The organism is Pseudomonas sp. SD17-1 (assembly GCF_029201585.1).
Lineage (GTDB): Bacteria > Pseudomonadota > Gammaproteobacteria > Pseudomonadales > Pseudomonadaceae > Aquipseudomonas > Aquipseudomonas palmensis.
The window spans coordinates 4,026,617-4,043,501 of the sequence record NZ_CP104044.1; the positions used below are offsets into that span (position 1 = coordinate 4,026,617).

Below are 16,885 nucleotides of genomic sequence, written 5' to 3' on the forward strand. Positions count from 1 at the left end.
CGGCCTTGCCGGCGCAACGGCCCACCCCACCAAAAGAAAGCCCCGGCACAGGCCGGGGCTTCTTTTTACCTGCTACACACTCACGACGGCACCGCCGCCGACTGCCCGCTCAGCGCCAGGTCAACCAGCTCGCGGTTGGCCACCGCATACATGGCGTAATCGGTGCCGGTGGCCGCACGCAGCTCATCGAGCATCGCGCGCCAGCGCTCCACCATCACCGCATGCTGCGCCAGCCACAAGGCTACACGCGCATCCATGTCGGCAGGCGCATCGACCATCTGCAACACGGAGATGGTGATGGCGCGCTGCTGCAGGTCGATGTCATCGCGAAACGCTTCACGTGCCAGTGCCTGCCAGTTGTTCTCCACCGGCAGGTTGCTGATTTCCTGCAGGTACCAGGTCAGGTCCAGCGCGCTGCCCACGGCGAAGAACGCCTTGGCCACCTCGGCCGGGTCCTGGCCGGTCACATCGGAAGCCTCGATGATCGGCAACAGGGTGTACAGGTGCGTAGTGCCAGCCACCATGCGCGCCAGCAGCTCCGGCACGCCGGCTTCGACGAAGCCCTGGTAGCGGGTCATCCAGCGCTCGCGGGTCGGCCCCTCCAGCAGTTCGTCCAGCTTGAGCCCCAGCGCCGCGATCTTGGGCCCGAAGTGGGCCACATCACGCCCGGCATCCTGCTCGTTGCGACGGCTGCGCAGGAACCAGCGCGTGGCCCGGCGGCCCAGGCGCATCAGCTCGTCCATCAGCGTCAGCTGCACTTCGGCGGGCACCAGGTAGTCCAGCGCCTCGATCTGGCGGAACCAGTGCGGCAGGTGGAAGATGTCGCGCACGATCACGTAGGCACCGGCCACGTTCGCCGGGCTCATGCCCGTGGACTCCTTGAGCCGCTGCACGAAGGTGATGCCCATGTTGTTGACCAGGTCGTTGGCGATCTGGGTGCTGACGATCTCGCGCTTGAGGCGATGGCGACGCATGGCCTCGGCGAACTTGTTCACCAGCGACGGCGGGAAGGCCGTCTCCATGTCGCGGGTCAGATAGTCGTCATCCGGCACCAGCGACTGCAGCAGGGCTTCCTTGAGGTCGATCTTGCTGTACGAGATCAGCACCGACAGCTCGGCCCGGGTCAGGCCCTGGTTGGCCGCAATGCGCTCGGCCAGTTGCTCTTCGGTAGGCAGGAACTCGATGGCCCGGTCCAGCTTGCCGCGACTTTCCAGGTCGGCCATCAGGCGCTTGTACTCGGAAATCCGCTCACGCGCCCGGCGCGCCGCCAGCGACAGTGCCTGGGTCTGCTTGTAGTTGTTGCCCAGCACCAGCGCAGACACTTCGTCGGTCATGCTGCCCAGCAACTGGTTGCGCTGCTTCTCGGTCATGTCACCGGCCTGCACCACCTCGTTGAGCAGGATCTTGATGTTGACCTCGTGGTCGGAGCAGTCCACGCCACCGGCGTTGTCGATGAAGTCGGTGTTGGTCGCGCCGCCGTTGAGGCCGAACTCGACCCGACCCAGCTGGGTCATGCCCAGGTTGCCGCCCTCGCCCACCACCTTGCAGCGCAGCTCGTTGCCGTCCACGCGCAACGCGTCGTTGGCCTTGTCGCCCACATCGGCGTGGCTCTCTTCGCTGGACTTGACGTAGGTGCCGATGCCGCCGTTCCACAGCAGGTCGACCGGCGCCTTGAGCAGCGCATTGAGCAGCTCGGTCGGGGTCAGCTTGTCGGCCTCGATGGCAAAGCGTTCCTTCATCTGCGGGCTGATGGCGATGCTCTTGGCACTGCGCGAGAAGATCCCGCCACCTTCGGACATGATGCTGGTGTCGTAGTCGCTCCAGGCCGACCGCGGCAGGTCGAACAGGCGCTTGCGCTCGGCAAAGCTACTGGCAGGCTCCGGGTTCGGGTCGATGAAGATATGCAGGTGGTTGAAGGCGGCCACCAGTTGCAGCTTGTCTGACATCAGCAGGCCGTTGCCGAACACGTCGCCGGCCATGTCGCCCACACCGACCACGGTGATCGGGTCCTGCTGCACGTTGATGCCACGCTCGCGGAAATGGCGCTGCACGCCAACCCACGCACCACGGGCGGTAATCCCCATCTTCTTGTGGTCGTAGCCGGCCGAACCGCCCGAGGCAAAGGCGTCGCCCAGCCAGAAGCCGTAGTCGATGGCGATGCCGTTGGCGATGTCCGAGAAGGTCGCGGTGCCCTTGTCGGCCGCCACCACCAGGTACGGGTCGTCATCGTCGTGACGCACCACGTTGACCGGCGGCACCAGCACGCCATCCTTGAGGTTGTCGGTAATGTCCAGCAGGCCGGAAATGAAGATGCGGTAGCAGGCGATGCCTTCGGCCTGGATATCGTCGCGGCTGCCGCCCAGCGGCAGCCGGCGCGGCAGGAAGCCACCCTTGGCGCCCACCGGCACGATCACCGAGTTCTTCACCTGCTGCGCCTTCACCAGGCCCAGCACTTCGGTACGGAAGTCCTCTTCGCGGTCCGACCAGCGCAGCCCGCCGCGTGCCACGTTGCCAAAGCGCAGGTGCACGCCCTCGACCCGCGGCGAATACACGAAGATCTCGAACTTGGGCACCGGCTTGGGCAGCTCGGGAATCAGCCTTGGGTTGAACTTGAAGCTGAAGTACGACTTGGCCTGGCCATTGGCGTCGGTCTGGTAGAAGTTGGTGCGCAGGGTGGCCTTGATCAGGTCCAGGTAGCGACGCAGGATGCGGTCTTCGTTGAGCACCTGCACGTCGTCCAGCGCGGTCAGGATCGCCTGTTCCAGGCGTTGCTGCTTGTCGTCCAGGTCATCCCCGGCCAGCTTGCGCGCCAGGTAGAAGCGGGTCTTGAACAGCCGGGTCAGCTCGCGGGCGATGTCGGTATGGTTGTTCAGGGTGCTGGCGATGTAGCCCAGGTCGAAGCCCAGGCGAATCTGCTTGAGGTAGCGGGCATAGGCGCGCAGCAGCGCCACGTCGCGCCACGGCAGGCCGGCGGTCAGCACCAGACGGTTGAACGCATCGTTTTCGGCGTCGCCGTTGACGATGTGCACGAAGGCGTCCTGCAGGGTGTCGTTGAGCTGCTGGATATCCAGGTTCAGGCCTTCGCTGTAGGTGAAGGCAAAGTCATGAATCCAGAATTCGCGGCCATTGCTGTGGCGAAGGCGGTACGGGAACTCGCCCAGTACGCGCAGGCCCAGGTTTTCCAGGATCGGCAGCACGTCCGACAGCGCCAGCGGGGTGTCGGCGTGGTACAGCTTGCAGTGCAGCTGCTGTTTGCCGGCCTGGGTGAGCGGCTGGTAGAAGCTCATCACCAGCGGCTTGCTGTCGGACAGGGTCAGCAGGTGCTGCATGTCCACCACCGCCGAATGCGCGGCAAAGCGCTCGCGGTAGCCAGCCGGGAAGCCTTTGGGGAAGTCGGCCAGCACATTGGTGCCCTGGGCCTCGCCGAAGCTCTCGACGGTCAGGCTGGCATAGTCGTCCTGCCACGAACGGCAGGCCTGCACCACTTCGTTTTCCAGCTGCTGGGGGTCGATGTCGATGCGGTTTTTCGGGTCGACTCGCAGAATCAGTTGCACGCGGGCCAGCACCGACTCGGAGAAGAAGGTCCAGAACTCGCAGTCGCTGGCCTTCAGGCGCTCCATCAGCACCTGCTGGATCTTCTGGCGCACCTCGGTGGAATAGATGTCGCGCGGCACATAGGCCAGGCAGTAGCAGAAGCGCCCGTAGGGGTCCTTGCGCAGGAACACGCGAATCTTGTTGCGCTCCTGGATCTGCACGATCGACATCACGGTGCTGAACAGCTCGTCCACCGGGGTCTGGAACAGGTCGTCGCGCGGCAGCACCTCGAGTACCTGGGCCAGCTCCTTGCCCAGGTGGGCCTTGGCGTCGAAGCCCGAACGGCGCTCCACTTCGGCGACCTTGCCGCGAATGTACGGGATCACCCGCACACTTTCGCCATACACCGACGAGGTGTACAGGCCCATGAAGCGGCATTCCTTGATCACCTTGCCGTCGGCGTCCAGCTGGCGGATCGACACGTAGTCCGGGTAGGCCGGGCGGTGCACGCGGCTGGGGTGCGCGGCCTTGGCGAACGACAGCAGCAGCGGCTCGTTGAGGTAATTGACGGCGTAGTCTTCGATGCGCAGGTCGTCGGCGCTGAGGCCGCTGCGCAGGCGGCGGGTCAGGCCGAGGAAGGACTGCTCGTCATACTCCAGCTGGCCGCCCTGGGCGTCGGCCTTGACCACGAACTCTTCGTAGCCCAGGAAGGTGAAATGGTTGCTCACCAGCCATTGCAGGAAGCTCTTGACCTCGTCCTTCTCGGCAGCGGCCGGGGCGTAGGCCGTGTGGTCGATCAGCTCGAGCAGCTCGCGCACCTTGGCCTTCATCGGCTCGAAATCGGCCACCACCACGCGCACTTCGGCCAGCACCTGCTCCAACTCGCGGGCCAGCAGGTTGAGCTCGGCGGCATTGGCGCAGCGGTCGATCTCCAAGTACATCAGCGATTCCTGCAGGATGCCCTCACCCTGGGTGCCCTTGGGCAGAATCTCCAGCAGCTCGCCCTTGGCCCCGCGACGCACGCTGAGCACGGTGGTCTGCAGGGTATGGATGCTGTAGCCGCGGCGGTTGAGCTCGGTACGCACCGAGTCGACCAGAAACGGCAGGTCATGGTGCAGCACTTCCACGGCCGTGTGGGTGGACTGCCAGCCGTGGCGTTCGTAATCGGGGTTGTAGACCCGAACCTGGGGTTCGGTGTGGTCGAAGCGTTCGATGATGCGCCAGGCCGAGAGGGTGCAGCCGGCCAGGTCGGAGAGGCGACGCTGGGTCAATTCGTCAAGAGAGATGATGCCAAAGAACTGCTCGGCAAACAGCGCCACTTGTGGCAGTGCCTGTTCCCCGATGTGCTGCGCCAGGGCCGCCTGCAGTTGATGCTGGAAGTCGGCTTTGCTGGCTGCGGTGAAAAACGCCATCTGTGGTACTCCGCTTGGGCTTGTTATTGAGTGAAGCGTCGCGCACATGCCGTCATGCTCGGATCAACCATAGCCAACCACACGCTGGGTGTCGTCGGGTTGTCCATCGACAGGGCAGCTTAACGACTGGCCGGTCACCCCTGCTTGCGATGCTGCGACATATTCGGTCAATCAGCGGCAGGCGGCGATTTATCCATTGACCGAAGACTGGCACACTCGCGTTTCACTTCTTGACCACCGAGCCGTCCATGCAACTGACCACCCCCCTGCTCTTCGCCACCCCCTGCGATGATGAAGAAGACAACATGGCCACCCTGTGCTGCCACAGCGACAAGGGCCAGATGTTCCTCATGACCCGCTACCCGGACGAAGACACGGTGGACATCACCCTGGATGACGAACCGAGCACACTGGACGGCATCAAGGTCACCCTCAGTGCCAGGCGCCTGCTGATCGAAGTGGCACCGGGAGACGCCGACGTGTTCAACGGCGCCGATCATCTGGAAATCACCCTCAGCAGCGACGGCACCGACCTCGCCGAAGTCGAGCAGACCCTGCAGAACATCCTCAAGGGCACCGGCACCTACGTCAGCGAGCTGTAACCCCGTCAAGGAGCCCCCATGCCCCAGCCGATCTTCGACGCCCACTGCCACATCATCGACCCGCGCTTCGCGCTGGTGCCCAACAACGGCTACCTGCCCGAGGCCTTCACCACCGAAGACTACCTGGCGGCCGTCACGCCGCTGGGCATCTGCGGCGGCGCGGTGGTGTCGGGTTCGTTCCAGGCCTTCGACCAGGGCTACCTGCTGGCCGCCTTGAAACAGCTGGGCCCAGGCTACGTGGGGGTGACCCAGGTGCCGGCCGGCATCAGCGATGCCGAGCTGCTCGCGCTGGATGCCGCCGGCGTGCGTGCACTGCGCTTCAACCTCAAGCGCGGCGGCTCGGCGCAGGCCGATCAGCTCGAAGCCATGGCCCTGCGCGTGTTCGAACTGGCCGGCTGGCACGTCGAGCTGTACGTCGATTCGCGCGAGCTGGGCGAGCTGACCCCGCTGCTGCGCCGCTTGCCGGCGGTAAGCATCGATCACCTGGGCCTGCGCCGCGACGGCCTGCCGGCGCTGCTGCAACTGGCCGAGGCAGGTGTGCGCATCAAGGCCTGCGGCTTTGGCCGGGTCGATTTCGATGTGGCCGCTGCCTTGCGCGACATCGATGCCGCCAACCCCCACGCCCTGATGTTCGGCAGCGACCTGCCCTCCACCCGCGCACCGCGCCCGTTCGACCCGGCCGATATCCAGCTGATCCGCCACACGCTGGGCAGCGCCAGTGTCGAGCGCGTGCTGTGGGGTAACGCACGGGCGTTCTATCGCCTGCAACCCCAGGCACATTCTTGACAACATGCGGCTGCACGGGCATTGTCTGACAACCTGACCTACTGGCTTTATCCTTCATGCTCGAGCTTCAACGCCCCGACACCCTGGTGGAACGCGTCGTCAGCGCCATCCGCACCGAGATCGACTCGGGGCGCCTGGCTGCCGAAGCACGCCTGCCCACCGAGCAGCAACTGGCCGAACAGCTGAATGTCAGCCGCTCGGTGGTGCGCGAGGCGATCTCCCAGCTCAAGGCCGATGGCGTACTGATCGCCCGGCGCGGGCTGGGCTCGTACATTTCGCAGAATCCGACCGGCACGGTGTTCCGCTTCCCCAGCAACAACGGGCGCAGTGCCGACCTGGTGCAGATGTTCGAAGTGCGCCTGTGGATCGAAACCCAGGCCGCTTCGATTGCCGCCCAGCGCCGCGACCAGGCAGACCTGGCGCGCATGGCCAAGGCCCTGCAGGAAATGATCGACAAGCGCAGCCAGTTCGACGTGGCGGCGGCTGCCGACGTGGAGTTTCACCGCGCAATTGCCGAAGCCAGCAAGAACGACTACTTCGTCGCCTTCCATGACTTTCTGCGCGGCCAGCTGGCTGCCGCGCGCAAGACCGCGTGGGAGAACTCGGCGGCGCATTCGGTGGGCGGCTCGGCCGACGCCAATCGCGAACACCAGGCGCTGTACCAGGCGATTGCCGACGGTGACCGCCACCGCGCCGCGGCCTGCGCCGAAGCGCACCTGCGGGCCTCGGCCAAGCGCCTGAAGCTGGACCTGCCAGCCATGGAATGAACATCACGTGACGGGCGCTGCGGGTCAGCGCCCTTTTCTTCGCACTACTTAGTCTGACAACCTGATAACCAGATAAGAATACCAAGGTGACCCCTGCATGATTTACGACTACTGCATCATCGGCGGCGGCATCGTCGGCCTCGCCACCGCCATGGCGCTGCTCAAGCGCCAGCCTGGCGCCTCGCTGGTCATCCTGGAGAAGGAAACCACACTGGCCCGGCACCAGACCGGCCATAACAGCGGGGTCATCCACGCCGGCATCTACTACGCACCCGGCAGCCTCAAGGCCGACCTGTGCAAGCGCGGCGCCCAGGCCACCAAGGACTTCTGCGACACCCACGCCATCAAGTACGAGGTGTGCGGCAAGCTGCTGGTGGCGTCCAACCCGCTCGAGGTGCAACGCATGCAGGCGCTGTACGAGCGCTCGCAACAGAACGGGCTGAAGGTCGAGCGCCTGGATGCCGCCGAACTGCGCCGTCGTGAGCCGAACATCGTCGGCCTGGGCGGGCTGTTCCTCGATGCCACCGGCATCGTCGACTACAAGCATGTGTGCCAGGCCATGGCCAAGGTCATCCAGGCCGCCGGCGGCGAGATCTGCCTGGACACCCGCGTGGCGGCGATCGCCGAAAGCGGCGACAGCGTCACCATCAGCAGCGAAGACCGCGTATGGCGCGCCAGGCAGCTGGTCGCCTGCGCCGGCCTGCAGTCGGACCGCCTGGCGGCGCTGGCCGGGGTCAGGATCGACCACCAGATCATCCCGTTTCGCGGCGAATACTTCCGCCTGCCAGCCACCAAGAACCAGATCGTCAATCACCTGATCTACCCGATCCCCGACCCGGAGCTGCCGTTTCTGGGCGTGCACCTCACCCGCATGATCGACGGTAGCGTCACTGTCGGGCCGAATGCGGTGCTGGGCCTGGGCCGCGAGAACTACGGCAAGTTCTCGATCAACTGGCGCGACGTGGCGCAGTACGCCCGCTTCCCCGGCTTCTGGAAAACCCTGTGGAACAACCTCGGTTCGGGCACCACCGAGATGAAGAACTCGCTGTTCAAGCGCGGCTACCTGGAACAGTGCCGCAAATACTGCCCTTCGCTCGAGGTCGACGACCTGCTGCCCTACGAGGCGGGCATCCGCGCCCAGGCGGTGATGCGTGACGGCACCCTGGTGCACGACTTCCTGTTCGCCGAGACCCCGCGCATGGTCCACGTGTGCAACGCACCGTCGCCGGCAGCCACCTCGGCCATCCCGATCGGCGAAATGATCGCCGACCGCCTGCTCACACCACGCTGATCCGCATTGCTGCACGGGCGCCCGCCGCCCGCTTGAAAATAACTACAAAGACCAACAAGGAATCTCTCGATGTCGGTACATGAAGCGGTCACCACCGCAACCGAAACCCCGGAACAGAACAGGAAGCGCCTGCGCAAGGTCGCGGCGGCCACCATCTTCGGCTCGATGCTGGAGTGGTACGACTTCTACCTGTACGCCACCATGGCGGCCATCGTGTTCTCGAAGATCTTCTTCGACGCCAGCAACCCTCAGGTTGCCTCGCTGCTGGCCTTCTCCACCTTTGCCATCGGCTTTATCGCCCGCCCGTTCGGCGGCGTGCTGTTCGGCTACCTGGGCGACCGCTTCGGGCGCAAGCAGGTACTGGTGGTGACCTTCTGCATGATGGGCCTGTGCACCACCCTGATCGGCCTGATCCCCAGCTACGCCAGCATTGGCATCTGGGCGCCGATCATCCTGGTGCTGGTGCGCATCATCCAGGGCCTGGGCGCGGGCGCCGAGCTGTCCGCCGCGGCCGTGACCAGCTACGAGCATGCCAGCGAAGGCAAGCGCGGCAGTCAGGGTGCCTGGCCTGCGCTGGGGCTCAACCTGGGCCTGCTGCTGTCGTCGCTGACCGTGTACCTGCTGACCATGAACGGCAACGACTTCCTGCTCTCGGGCGGCTGGCGCATCCCGTTCATCTGCAGCATCGTGCTGGTGGGCGTGGGCTTCTGGGTACGCCGCAGCATTCCGGAAACCCCGCAGTTCGCCGAACTCGAGCAGGCGCCGAAAAAAGCCAAGGTGTCGCCGCTCAAGGCGCTGTTCAAGAACGACCTCAAGGGCCTGGCCGTGGTGTTCTTCGTGGCCATCGGCTACAACGCCCTGAGCTACATCTTCAAGACCTTCTCGCTGGCCTACCTGACCCAGTTCAAGGGTGTCGAAGCCCACGTGACCTCGCTGTCGGTGACCATTGCCAGCCTGGTGGCGATCGTGGCGGTGCCATGCTTCGGCTGGTTGTGCGACAAATGGAGCAGCAAGGCCGTGCTGATCATGGGCGGTCTGTTCTCGGTATTGTTCGCGTACCCGTTCATGGCCCTGCTCAACACCGCCGAGCCGCTGATGATCTACATCGCCATCGCCATTGGTACCGGCCTGCTGGCGCCGATGATGTTCGCCCCGCAGGGTTCGTTCCTCAGCCGCCAGTTCCCCACGGCCACGCGCTCTTCGGGCTTTGGCACCGGGCGCGAGATCGGCACCGCGGTGGCCGGTGGCCTGGCGCCACTGGGCGGCCTGGCACTGGTGGCCAGCTCGCCGACCCATTCGACCGACGGCGTGGTGGCGATCCTGGCGATTGCCGCAGTGTTCGTGGTGGTGTTCGCCCTGTGTGACCAGGGGCGCAAGCACTCCAGCTTCAAGAACTGACTCGCCTGGCTAATCATCGCGGGTCAAGCCCGCTCCCACAAGAACAGCGCCGACCTTGTGGGAGCGGGCTTGACCCGCGATGGCGGCACCGATGATTTGTGATCTGCGCTCAAATTTACCCACCCACCATTAGTCGCCGCACCCCCGGATGGATTAAAGTATCAGCCCCTGCCCGGGCGTTGTTGCCCTCCCCCCGGGCGCACGCCCAGGAACCGTCCCGATGGAACATCGTGAAGCGCTCATCGCGCTGCGCACCTTTCTCTCCACCCAGATTCTTGGCCAGGAAAAACTGGTCGAGCGCCTGCTCATCGTGCTGCTCGCCGATGGTCATATGCTGGTGGAGGGTGCGCCGGGCCTGGCCAAGACCAAGGCCATCAAGGAACTCGCCGAAGGCGTCGAGGCGCAGTTCCACCGCATCCAGTTCACCCCCGACCTGCTGCCCGCCGACATCACCGGCACCGAAATCTATCGCCCTGAAACCGGCAGCTTCGTGTTCCAGCAGGGTCCGATCTTCCACAACCTGGTGCTGGCCGACGAAATCAACCGCGCCCCGGCCAAGGTCCAGTCGGCCCTGCTCGAGGCCATGGCCGAGCGCCAGGTCAGCGTGGGGCGCAGCACCTACGAGCTGTCGCCCCTGTTCCTGGTGATGGCCACGCAGAACCCCATCGAGCAGGAAGGCACCTACCCGCTGCCCGAAGCCCAGCTCGACCGTTTCCTGATGCACGTGAAAATCGGCTTTCCCGATGCCGCCGTGGAGCGGCGCATCCTGCAGCAGGCGCGCGGCGAGGCGCTCAACGGCGAAACCAAGCCCGAACGCCGGGTCAGCCAGCAGGCGATCTTCGCCGCACGCAAGGAGATCCTCGGCCTGTACATGGCCGACGCAGTGGAGGAGTACCTGGTGCAACTGGTGATGGCCACCCGCACCGGTGCCAAGTACGACGCCGAACTCGGGGACTGGATCGCCTACGGCGCCAGCCCGCGCGGCTCCATTGCCCTGGACCGCTGCGCACGCGCCCACGCCTGGCTGGCCGGACGCGACTTCGTGAGCCCCGAAGACATCCAGGCGGTGCTGTTCGACGTGCTGCGCCACCGCATCATTCTTTCGTTCGAGGCCGAAGCGGCCGGTATCGACCAGGACCGGGTGATCCAGCGCATCCTCGACGTCGTCGCCGTGGCCTGAAGCCATGCCTCTTTCAGCGCAGGCCGAGCCCGGCATCCGCATCGGCCTTTCCGAGCTGATCGAGATGCGTCATCGCGTGCGCGAGGTGCAGCTGTTCTCCGCCCCCGGGCAACGCAGCCCGCTGGTGGGCCTGCATCACTCGCGCCTGCGCGGGCGCGGCGTGGACTTCGACCAGGTGCGCGTTTACCAGGCCGGCGACGATGTGCGCAACATCGACTGGCGAGTCACCGCCCGCACCCAGGAACCCCACACCAAGCTGTTCCACGAAGAGCGCGAGCGGCCTATCTTCATTTTGGTCGAACAGAGCCGACGCCTGTTCTTCGGCTCCGGGCTGATGTTCAAGTCGGTACTTGCCGCCCAGGCCGCCGCCCTGATCGGCTGGGCCGCGCTGGGCCACAACGACCGCATCGGCGGCCTGGTGTTCGGCGATAACGAGCACTATGAAATCAAGCCACGGCGCAGCAAGCAGAGCCTGCTGCAACTGCTCAACCGCCTGGCGCGGGTCAACCAGTCGCTGCACACCGAGGCCCAGCCCCAGGGCGACAACCTCAACATCGCCCTGCGCCGCGCCCGCGAAGTGCTGCGCCCGGGCAGCCTGGCCATCGTGATCTGCGACGAACGCGCGCTCACCCCCGGGGTGGAGCAACAGATGAGCCTGCTGGCGCGACACTGCGACCTGCTGCTGCTGCCGGTGTCCGACCCACTCGACCACGCCCTGCCCGCCGCCGGCTTGTTGCGCTTTGCCCAGCGCGGCGCACAGCTGGAGCTCGATACCCTGGATGCCAACCTGCGCAAGAGCTATCGCCAGCAGAGCGAGACACGCATCGAACGCTGGGAACTGCTGGCCCAGAAACTGCGCGTGGTGCTGATGCCCTTGAGCACCCAGAGCGAAATGATCGAGCAACTGCGCGAATACCTCGACCCGCAACGCTCGGGTAAAAGCCGATGAACCCACTGGACGCACTGCAACCGCTGATCGCCCCCGCCCCCATCGGCGCGTGGCCGCCCGCGCCGGGCTGGTGGATGCTGCTGGCATTGCTGCCCGTGCTCGCCTGGGGCCTGTGGCGGCTGCGTCACTGGCGCCCGCGCAAGGCTCCGCTGCCACGCGCCGAACAACCGCTGGAACCGATCCGCATCGCCGCCCTGGCAGAGCTGGCGGCGCTGCCCAAGCCCTACGACGGCGCACCGGCCGGTGCCTGGCTGCAGCAGATCAACGCCCTGCTCAAACGCCTGTGCCGCAACCACTACCCCGACAGCCACAGTCACACCCTCAACGGGCGCAAGTGGTTGGCGTTTCTCGACAACCGCTGCCCGGCCGCCGGCCTGACCCGCTGGATGGTACTGGTGGAAGGCGCCTACAAGCCCGAGTGCCGGCTTGACGACAAGGCCATCGCCGGGCTCAACCAGGCGGTCGACACCTGGATTCGCAAACATGTTTGAACTGGCCTGGCCGTGGGTCTTCGCGCTGTTGCCGCTGCCGTGGCTGGCCCGTCTGCTGCTGCCGGCCGCCGACAGCGGCGAACCGGTGCTCAAGGTGAGCTTTCTGGACGAACTCGAAGGCCTGGCCGGGCGTCGCGCGCGGCTCAACCTGCCGACCTGGCGCCAGCAGGCGCCGTTCGTGCTGGTGTGGCTGCTGTTGCTGTGCGCCGCCGCGCGCCCACAATGGCTGGGCGAGCCGCTGCCGGTGGCCGCCAGTGGGCGCGACCTGCTGGTGGCGGTGGATGTATCCGGCTCGATGGACTTCCCCGACATGCGCTGGGACGACGAGGACGTCAGCCGCCTGACCCTGGTCAAGCAACTGATGGGCGACTTTCTGCAAGCGCGTGAAGGCGACCGCGTGGGGCTCATCCTGTTCGGCAGCCAGGCCTACCTGCAGGCCCCGCTGACGTTCGACCGACGCACCGTGCGCAGCTTTCTCGACGAGGCGCAGATCGGTATCGCCGGCAAGAACACCGCCATTGGCGATGCCATCGGCCTGGCGGTCAAGCGCCTGCGCATGCGCCCTGCGCAAAGCCGCGTGCTGATTCTGCTGACCGATGGCGCCAACAACGGCGGGCAGATCCATCCGCTGACCGCCGCGCGCCTGGCCGCCCAGGAAAGCATCAGGATCTACACCATCGGCATCGGCGCCGACCCGGACGAAACCGGCACCGCCGGCATGCTCGGGCTCAACCCGAGCCTGGACCTGGACGAAGCCTCGCTCAGGGAGATCGCCGAGGTCACCCACGGCGCCTACTTCCGCGCCCGCGACGGCAACGAACTCAACGCCATCGGCCAGACCCTCGACCGCCTCGAGCCGGTAGCCCAGCAACCGACCCAGGCGCGTACCGCGCATGCCCTGTACAGCTGGCCGCTGGCCCTGGCGCTGGGCCTGAGCGTACTGCTGGTGGTGCGCGATCGCTGGCCCGACAACCTGCTGCAACGCCTGCTGCGCCGGCCGCACTTTCTGCAGCCGCACCCCGAATGGCGCGAGCGCCTCAAGCGCCTGCGCCTGCGGAGGCGTCGATGATCGAGCTCTGGCCCCAATGGTTGCGCCCGGCCTGGCTGTTGCTGCTGCCGCTGCTCGGCTGGCTGCTGTGGAAGCTGTGGCACCGACAAAAGCGCGCCGGACGCTGGCAGATGATCCTGCCCGCGGCGTTCCATGCCGTGCTGCTGGGCGGCGGCAATGGCCGCGACAGCAAGCTGCCGTGGATCGCCCTGGGCCTGGCCTGGCTGCTGGCCGTGCTGGCCCTGGTCGGCCCCAGCTGGGAGCGCCTGGAAGAGACCCGCCAGCGCGCCGCCGACCCGCTGGTGGTCATGCTCGAACTGACCCCGCAGATGCTCGCCGACGACACCCCGCCCAACCGCCTGCAGCAGGCCAGACGCAAGCTGCTCGACCTGCTCGAACACCGCCGCGATAGCCAGACCGCGATCATCGTGTATGCCGGCAGCGCACACACCCTGGTGCCGCTGTCCGACGACCTGGCCACCAGCCGCAACCTGCTCGACGCCCTGGACCCCGCCATCATGCCGCAACCTGGTCAGCGCGCCGACCTGGCGGTACGCAAGGCGCTGGCACTGCTGGCCCAGGGCGCGCTGGGCCAGGGGCGCCTGCTGCTGATCGGCTCCTCGCTCAGCCCGCAGGAACGTCAGGGCATCACCCAAGCACTGGGGCGTCATGGTCCCAAGCTGCTGATGCTGGGCGTGGGCACCCCCGAAGGCGCGCCGGTCAGGCAGACCAACGGCGAATACCTCAAGGACGCGGACGGGGCAATCCTGGTTCCGCGCCTGGACAGCGCCGAGCTCAAGGCCTTCATCAACAGTACCGGCGGGCGTTACCGCAAGGCGCGCATCGACGACCTCGACCTGCGCGGCCTGGGCCTGTTCGACAATCCCCAGGCGCTGCGCGCCGACGGCCAGACCCTGCAACTGGACAGCTGGGCCGACCAGGGCTACTGGCTGCTGATCCCGCTACTGCTGCTGGCCGCGTGCGCTGGCCGGCGTGGCTGGCTGTTCTGCCTGCCGCTGCTGCTCGGCCTGCTGCCGCAACCGAGCTACGCCTTCACCTTCAACGACCTGTGGCTGCGTCCCGACCAGCAGGGCCAGCGCCTGCTCGAACAGCAGCGTCCGGCCGAGGCCGCCCGCCACTTCGAAGACCCGCAATGGAAAGGCATGGCGCTGTACCAGGCTGGCGACTATGCTGGCGCCGCCCGTGAATTCGCACGGGCCAGCAGCGCCAGCGCCCATTACAATCGCGGCAATGCCCTGGCCCGCAGCGGCGAACTGGAGGCGGCCGTGGATGCCTGGGAGCAGGCCCTGGAGCTGGAGCCCGAGCTGGAAGCGGCCCAGGCCAACAAGGACCTGGTCGAGCAACTGCTGCGCCGCCAGCCCGAACAGCCCCAGCAACCGCCGGCCACCGAAGACCCGCCTCAGGGCCGGCCCGACCTGCCGACCGATTCGGCCAGCAACGGCCAGCAATCGAACAGCAGCGACAGCAGCCAGGGCGATGCCAAGGCCGGCGCCGGCGAAGACACCGCCACCGCGCCAGAGCACGCGCACAACGCCAGCGAGCCGCCGGACGAAGACACCACCCGGCCACCGCAGCGCCCCGTCGACAGCACCCTGGATGCCGAGCAGCGCCAGGCCCTGGAACAATGGCTGCGCCAGATCCCGGACAACCCGTCCGAGCTGTTGCGCCGCAAGTTCTGGTACGAACAGCAACTGCATCAGGAAAGCCCCAAATGATCCGCGTCTGCGCCCTGGTTTTCAGCTTCTTGTTCGCCCTGCAGGTGCAGGCGGCGACGCTGCTCGCCAGCGTCGACCGCAGCCGCCTGATCGCGGGCGAAACCCTGGAGCTGACCCTGGAAATCGAAGACGTGACCCAGTTCGGCAAGCCCGACCTGACCCCGCTGCAGGCCGACTTCGAAGTGCGCGACACGCGCCAGGTCAACAGCCTCAAGAGCCTCGACGGCCAGACCCAGGCCAATACCCGCTGGATCATCACCCTGCGCCCGCGCCAGAGCGGCACGGTCCAGGTGCCGGTGCTGCACCTGGGCGAGGCGCAGAGCCAGCCGGTGACGTTGCAGGTACTGCCGGCCGAGGCGGCCAGCGACATCAGCCAGGCGCCGGTGAGCATCGATGCCAGCCTGGACGCAGACAGCGTGTACGTGCAGGCCCAGGCCGTACTGACCCTGCGCATCTACCACTCGGTGTCGCTTTACGATGACAGCAGCCTCAGCCCGCTGGTGATCGCCAATGCCCGGGTCGAACCGCTGGGCGAGTCGCGCACCTATGAAAAACTGATCAACGGCGTGCGCTTTGGCGTGATCGAGATGCGCTACGCGATCTTCCCCCAGCAAAGCGGCGCACTGAGCATACCCGCCCTGACCTTCAGCGCCACCAGCGCCGACGAGCCGGCCCAGGGCGACAGCGGCGCGGCACGTGGCAAGCAAGTACGGGTCAGTTCCACGCCGCTGCCCTTGCAGGTGCTGCCGATACCGGCCGAGTACCCCGCCGACCAGCCGTGGCTGCCGGCACGCAGCCTGAGCCTTGAGGAACGCTGGAGCCCGGACCCTGCGCAGACCCCGACCCAGATCGGCGACTCGCTGACGCGCAGCGTGATCCTCAGCGCCGACGGGCTGTCCAGTGCGCAACTGCCACCGCTGCCCGCCACCGAAGTCAACGGCCTGCGACGATACCCGGATCAGCCGCAACTGCGTGAAGAGGTCAGCGAACGCGGGCTGGTAGGCCTGCGCGAGGAACGCGAGGCGCTAGTGCCGACCCACAGTGGCGCACTGGAACTGCCGAGCCTCGAGGTGGTGTGGTGGAACACCCGCGAACAGCACGTGGAGCGCACCAGCCTGCCGGCGCGCGGGTTGAAGATCGAAGACAACCCTGCCCTCACGGCAGACACCCCGGCCAGCGTCGTCAACCTCGAGAACCGGCCGCTATGGCCGTGGCAACTGAGCACGCTGCTGCTGGCCCTGACCACCCTGCTCGGCTTCGCCCTGTGGTGGCGCGCACGCTCGCAGCCGGCGGTATTGCGTGCGGCGCAGAGCGGGCCGAGCCCGCGCACCCTGCTCGACGACCTCAAGCGTGCCTGTCAGGCCAACGACCCGCAGGCCACCCGCCAGGCGCTGGATGCCTGGGCCCGCCAGCAGCCCGAGACCCTGGCCGAGATGGCGGCGCGCTTCGTGCCGCTGTCGGATGCGCTGGACGGGCTCAACGGCGCGCTGTACAGCGAGAGCGGGCAATACTGGCAGGGCGATGAACTGTGGCGGGCGATCGGCACCATTCCCGCAGCCGAGCAGGCGCAGCCGAGCGCCGCCGAGAACGGCAGCCTGCCGCCGCTCTATCCCAAATAACGCGGCGCCTGCGCAGGGGCTATCGCAGCCCCCAAAACCTGCCACCCGCGTTACCATAGCCGGCTACCGGCT

12 protein-coding genes are annotated in these 16,885 nt (G+C 66.6%); 11 read left to right on the plus strand and 1 reads right to left on the minus strand.

What is annotated here, in order from left to right; genetic code table 11:
• Positions 1 to 80 precede the first annotated feature (80 nt).
• A complete protein-coding gene (locus N0B28_RS18235; RefSeq protein WP_116055061.1) occupies positions 81 to 4,946 on the minus strand; it encodes an NAD-glutamate dehydrogenase in 4,866 nt (1,621 codons plus the stop codon).
• 248 nt (positions 4,947 to 5,194) lie between these two features.
• On the opposite strand from N0B28_RS18235, the gene N0B28_RS18240 reads away from it, so the two are divergent.
• The 11 genes from N0B28_RS18240 to N0B28_RS18290 all read left to right on the plus strand — a co-directional run bounded on the left by N0B28_RS18240 (position 5,195) and on the right by N0B28_RS18290 (position 16,813).
• The gene (locus N0B28_RS18240) at positions 5,195 to 5,548 is read left to right on the plus strand and encodes a hypothetical protein (protein ID WP_043864617.1); all 354 of its coding nucleotides are present in this window, start codon (positions 5,195 to 5,197) and stop codon (positions 5,546 to 5,548) included.
• 18 nt (positions 5,549 to 5,566) lie between these two features.
• Positions 5,567 to 6,334: an amidohydrolase family protein gene (locus N0B28_RS18245; RefSeq protein WP_054916211.1), complete on the plus strand. Its 768-nt coding sequence runs from the start codon at positions 5,567 to 5,569 to the stop codon at positions 6,332 to 6,334.
• Positions 6,335 to 6,390: 56 nt separating this feature from the next.
• A complete protein-coding gene (locus N0B28_RS18250; protein WP_078479584.1) occupies positions 6,391 to 7,101 on the plus strand; it encodes a FadR/GntR family transcriptional regulator in 711 nt (236 codons plus the stop codon).
• 97 nt (positions 7,102 to 7,198) lie between these two features.
• Positions 7,199 to 8,392, plus strand: a complete 1,194-nt coding sequence (gene lhgO, locus N0B28_RS18255; protein WP_275727942.1) for an L-2-hydroxyglutarate oxidase — start codon at positions 7,199 to 7,201, stop codon at positions 8,390 to 8,392.
• Between the two features lie 69 nt (positions 8,393 to 8,461).
• Positions 8,462 to 9,790 carry an MFS transporter gene (locus tag N0B28_RS18260; protein ID WP_043864621.1) on the plus strand — a complete coding sequence of 443 codons (1,329 nt, stop codon included), beginning with the start codon at positions 8,462 to 8,464 and terminating at the stop codon, positions 9,788 to 9,790.
• A gap of 220 nt (positions 9,791 to 10,010) precedes the next feature.
• Complete coding sequence (locus N0B28_RS18265; RefSeq protein ID WP_043864622.1) at positions 10,011 to 10,970, plus strand: MoxR family ATPase; 960 nt, start codon at positions 10,011 to 10,013, stop codon at positions 10,968 to 10,970.
• A 4-nt stretch (positions 10,971 to 10,974) separates the two neighbouring features.
• Entirely contained in the window at positions 10,975 to 11,919 is a 945-nt protein-coding gene (locus N0B28_RS18270) for a DUF58 domain-containing protein (protein ID WP_253086280.1), read from the plus strand.
• On the plus strand, positions 11,916 to 12,410 hold the full coding sequence (locus N0B28_RS18275; protein ID WP_275727947.1) for a DUF4381 domain-containing protein: 495 nt from the start codon (positions 11,916 to 11,918) through the stop codon (positions 12,408 to 12,410). The genes N0B28_RS18270 and N0B28_RS18275 overlap by 4 nt, the downstream gene beginning before the upstream one ends.
• The gene (locus N0B28_RS18280; RefSeq protein ID WP_054916214.1) at positions 12,403 to 13,479 is read left to right on the plus strand and encodes a VWA domain-containing protein; all 1,077 of its coding nucleotides are present in this window, start codon (positions 12,403 to 12,405) and stop codon (positions 13,477 to 13,479) included. The genes N0B28_RS18275 and N0B28_RS18280 overlap by 8 nt, the downstream gene beginning before the upstream one ends.
• Complete coding sequence (locus tag N0B28_RS18285) at positions 13,476 to 15,194, plus strand: tetratricopeptide repeat protein (protein ID WP_058541343.1); 1,719 nt, start codon at positions 13,476 to 13,478, stop codon at positions 15,192 to 15,194. The genes N0B28_RS18280 and N0B28_RS18285 overlap by 4 nt, the downstream gene beginning before the upstream one ends.
• A complete protein-coding gene (locus tag N0B28_RS18290; protein WP_043864627.1) occupies positions 15,191 to 16,813 on the plus strand; it encodes a BatD family protein in 1,623 nt (540 codons plus the stop codon). The genes N0B28_RS18285 and N0B28_RS18290 overlap by 4 nt, the downstream gene beginning before the upstream one ends.
• The last annotated feature ends 72 nt before the right edge of the window (positions 16,814 to 16,885 follow it).

Bases quoted from the DNA above. Each gene is read 5' to 3' on its own strand.
- N0B28_RS18235 (WP_116055061.1), bottom strand. From the start codon at position 4,946: ATGGCGTTTTTCACCGCAGCCAGCAAAGCCGACTTCCAGCATCAACTG.
- N0B28_RS18240 (WP_043864617.1), top strand. From the start codon at position 5,195: ATGCAACTGACCACCCCCCTGCTCTTCGCCACCCCCTGCGATGATGAA.
- N0B28_RS18245 (WP_054916211.1), top strand. From the start codon at position 5,567: ATGCCCCAGCCGATCTTCGACGCCCACTGCCACATCATCGACCCGCGC.
- N0B28_RS18250 (WP_078479584.1), top strand. From the start codon at position 6,391: ATGCTCGAGCTTCAACGCCCCGACACCCTGGTGGAACGCGTCGTCAGC.
- lhgO (WP_275727942.1), top strand. From the start codon at position 7,199: ATGATTTACGACTACTGCATCATCGGCGGCGGCATCGTCGGCCTCGCC.
- N0B28_RS18260 (WP_043864621.1), top strand. From the start codon at position 8,462: ATGTCGGTACATGAAGCGGTCACCACCGCAACCGAAACCCCGGAACAG.
- N0B28_RS18265 (WP_043864622.1), top strand. From the start codon at position 10,011: ATGGAACATCGTGAAGCGCTCATCGCGCTGCGCACCTTTCTCTCCACC.
- N0B28_RS18270 (WP_253086280.1), top strand. From the start codon at position 10,975: ATGCCTCTTTCAGCGCAGGCCGAGCCCGGCATCCGCATCGGCCTTTCC.
- N0B28_RS18275 (WP_275727947.1), top strand. From the start codon at position 11,916: ATGAACCCACTGGACGCACTGCAACCGCTGATCGCCCCCGCCCCCATC.
- N0B28_RS18280 (WP_054916214.1), top strand. From the start codon at position 12,403: ATGTTTGAACTGGCCTGGCCGTGGGTCTTCGCGCTGTTGCCGCTGCCG.
- N0B28_RS18285 (WP_058541343.1), top strand. From the start codon at position 13,476: ATGATCGAGCTCTGGCCCCAATGGTTGCGCCCGGCCTGGCTGTTGCTG.
- N0B28_RS18290 (WP_043864627.1), top strand. From the start codon at position 15,191: ATGATCCGCGTCTGCGCCCTGGTTTTCAGCTTCTTGTTCGCCCTGCAG.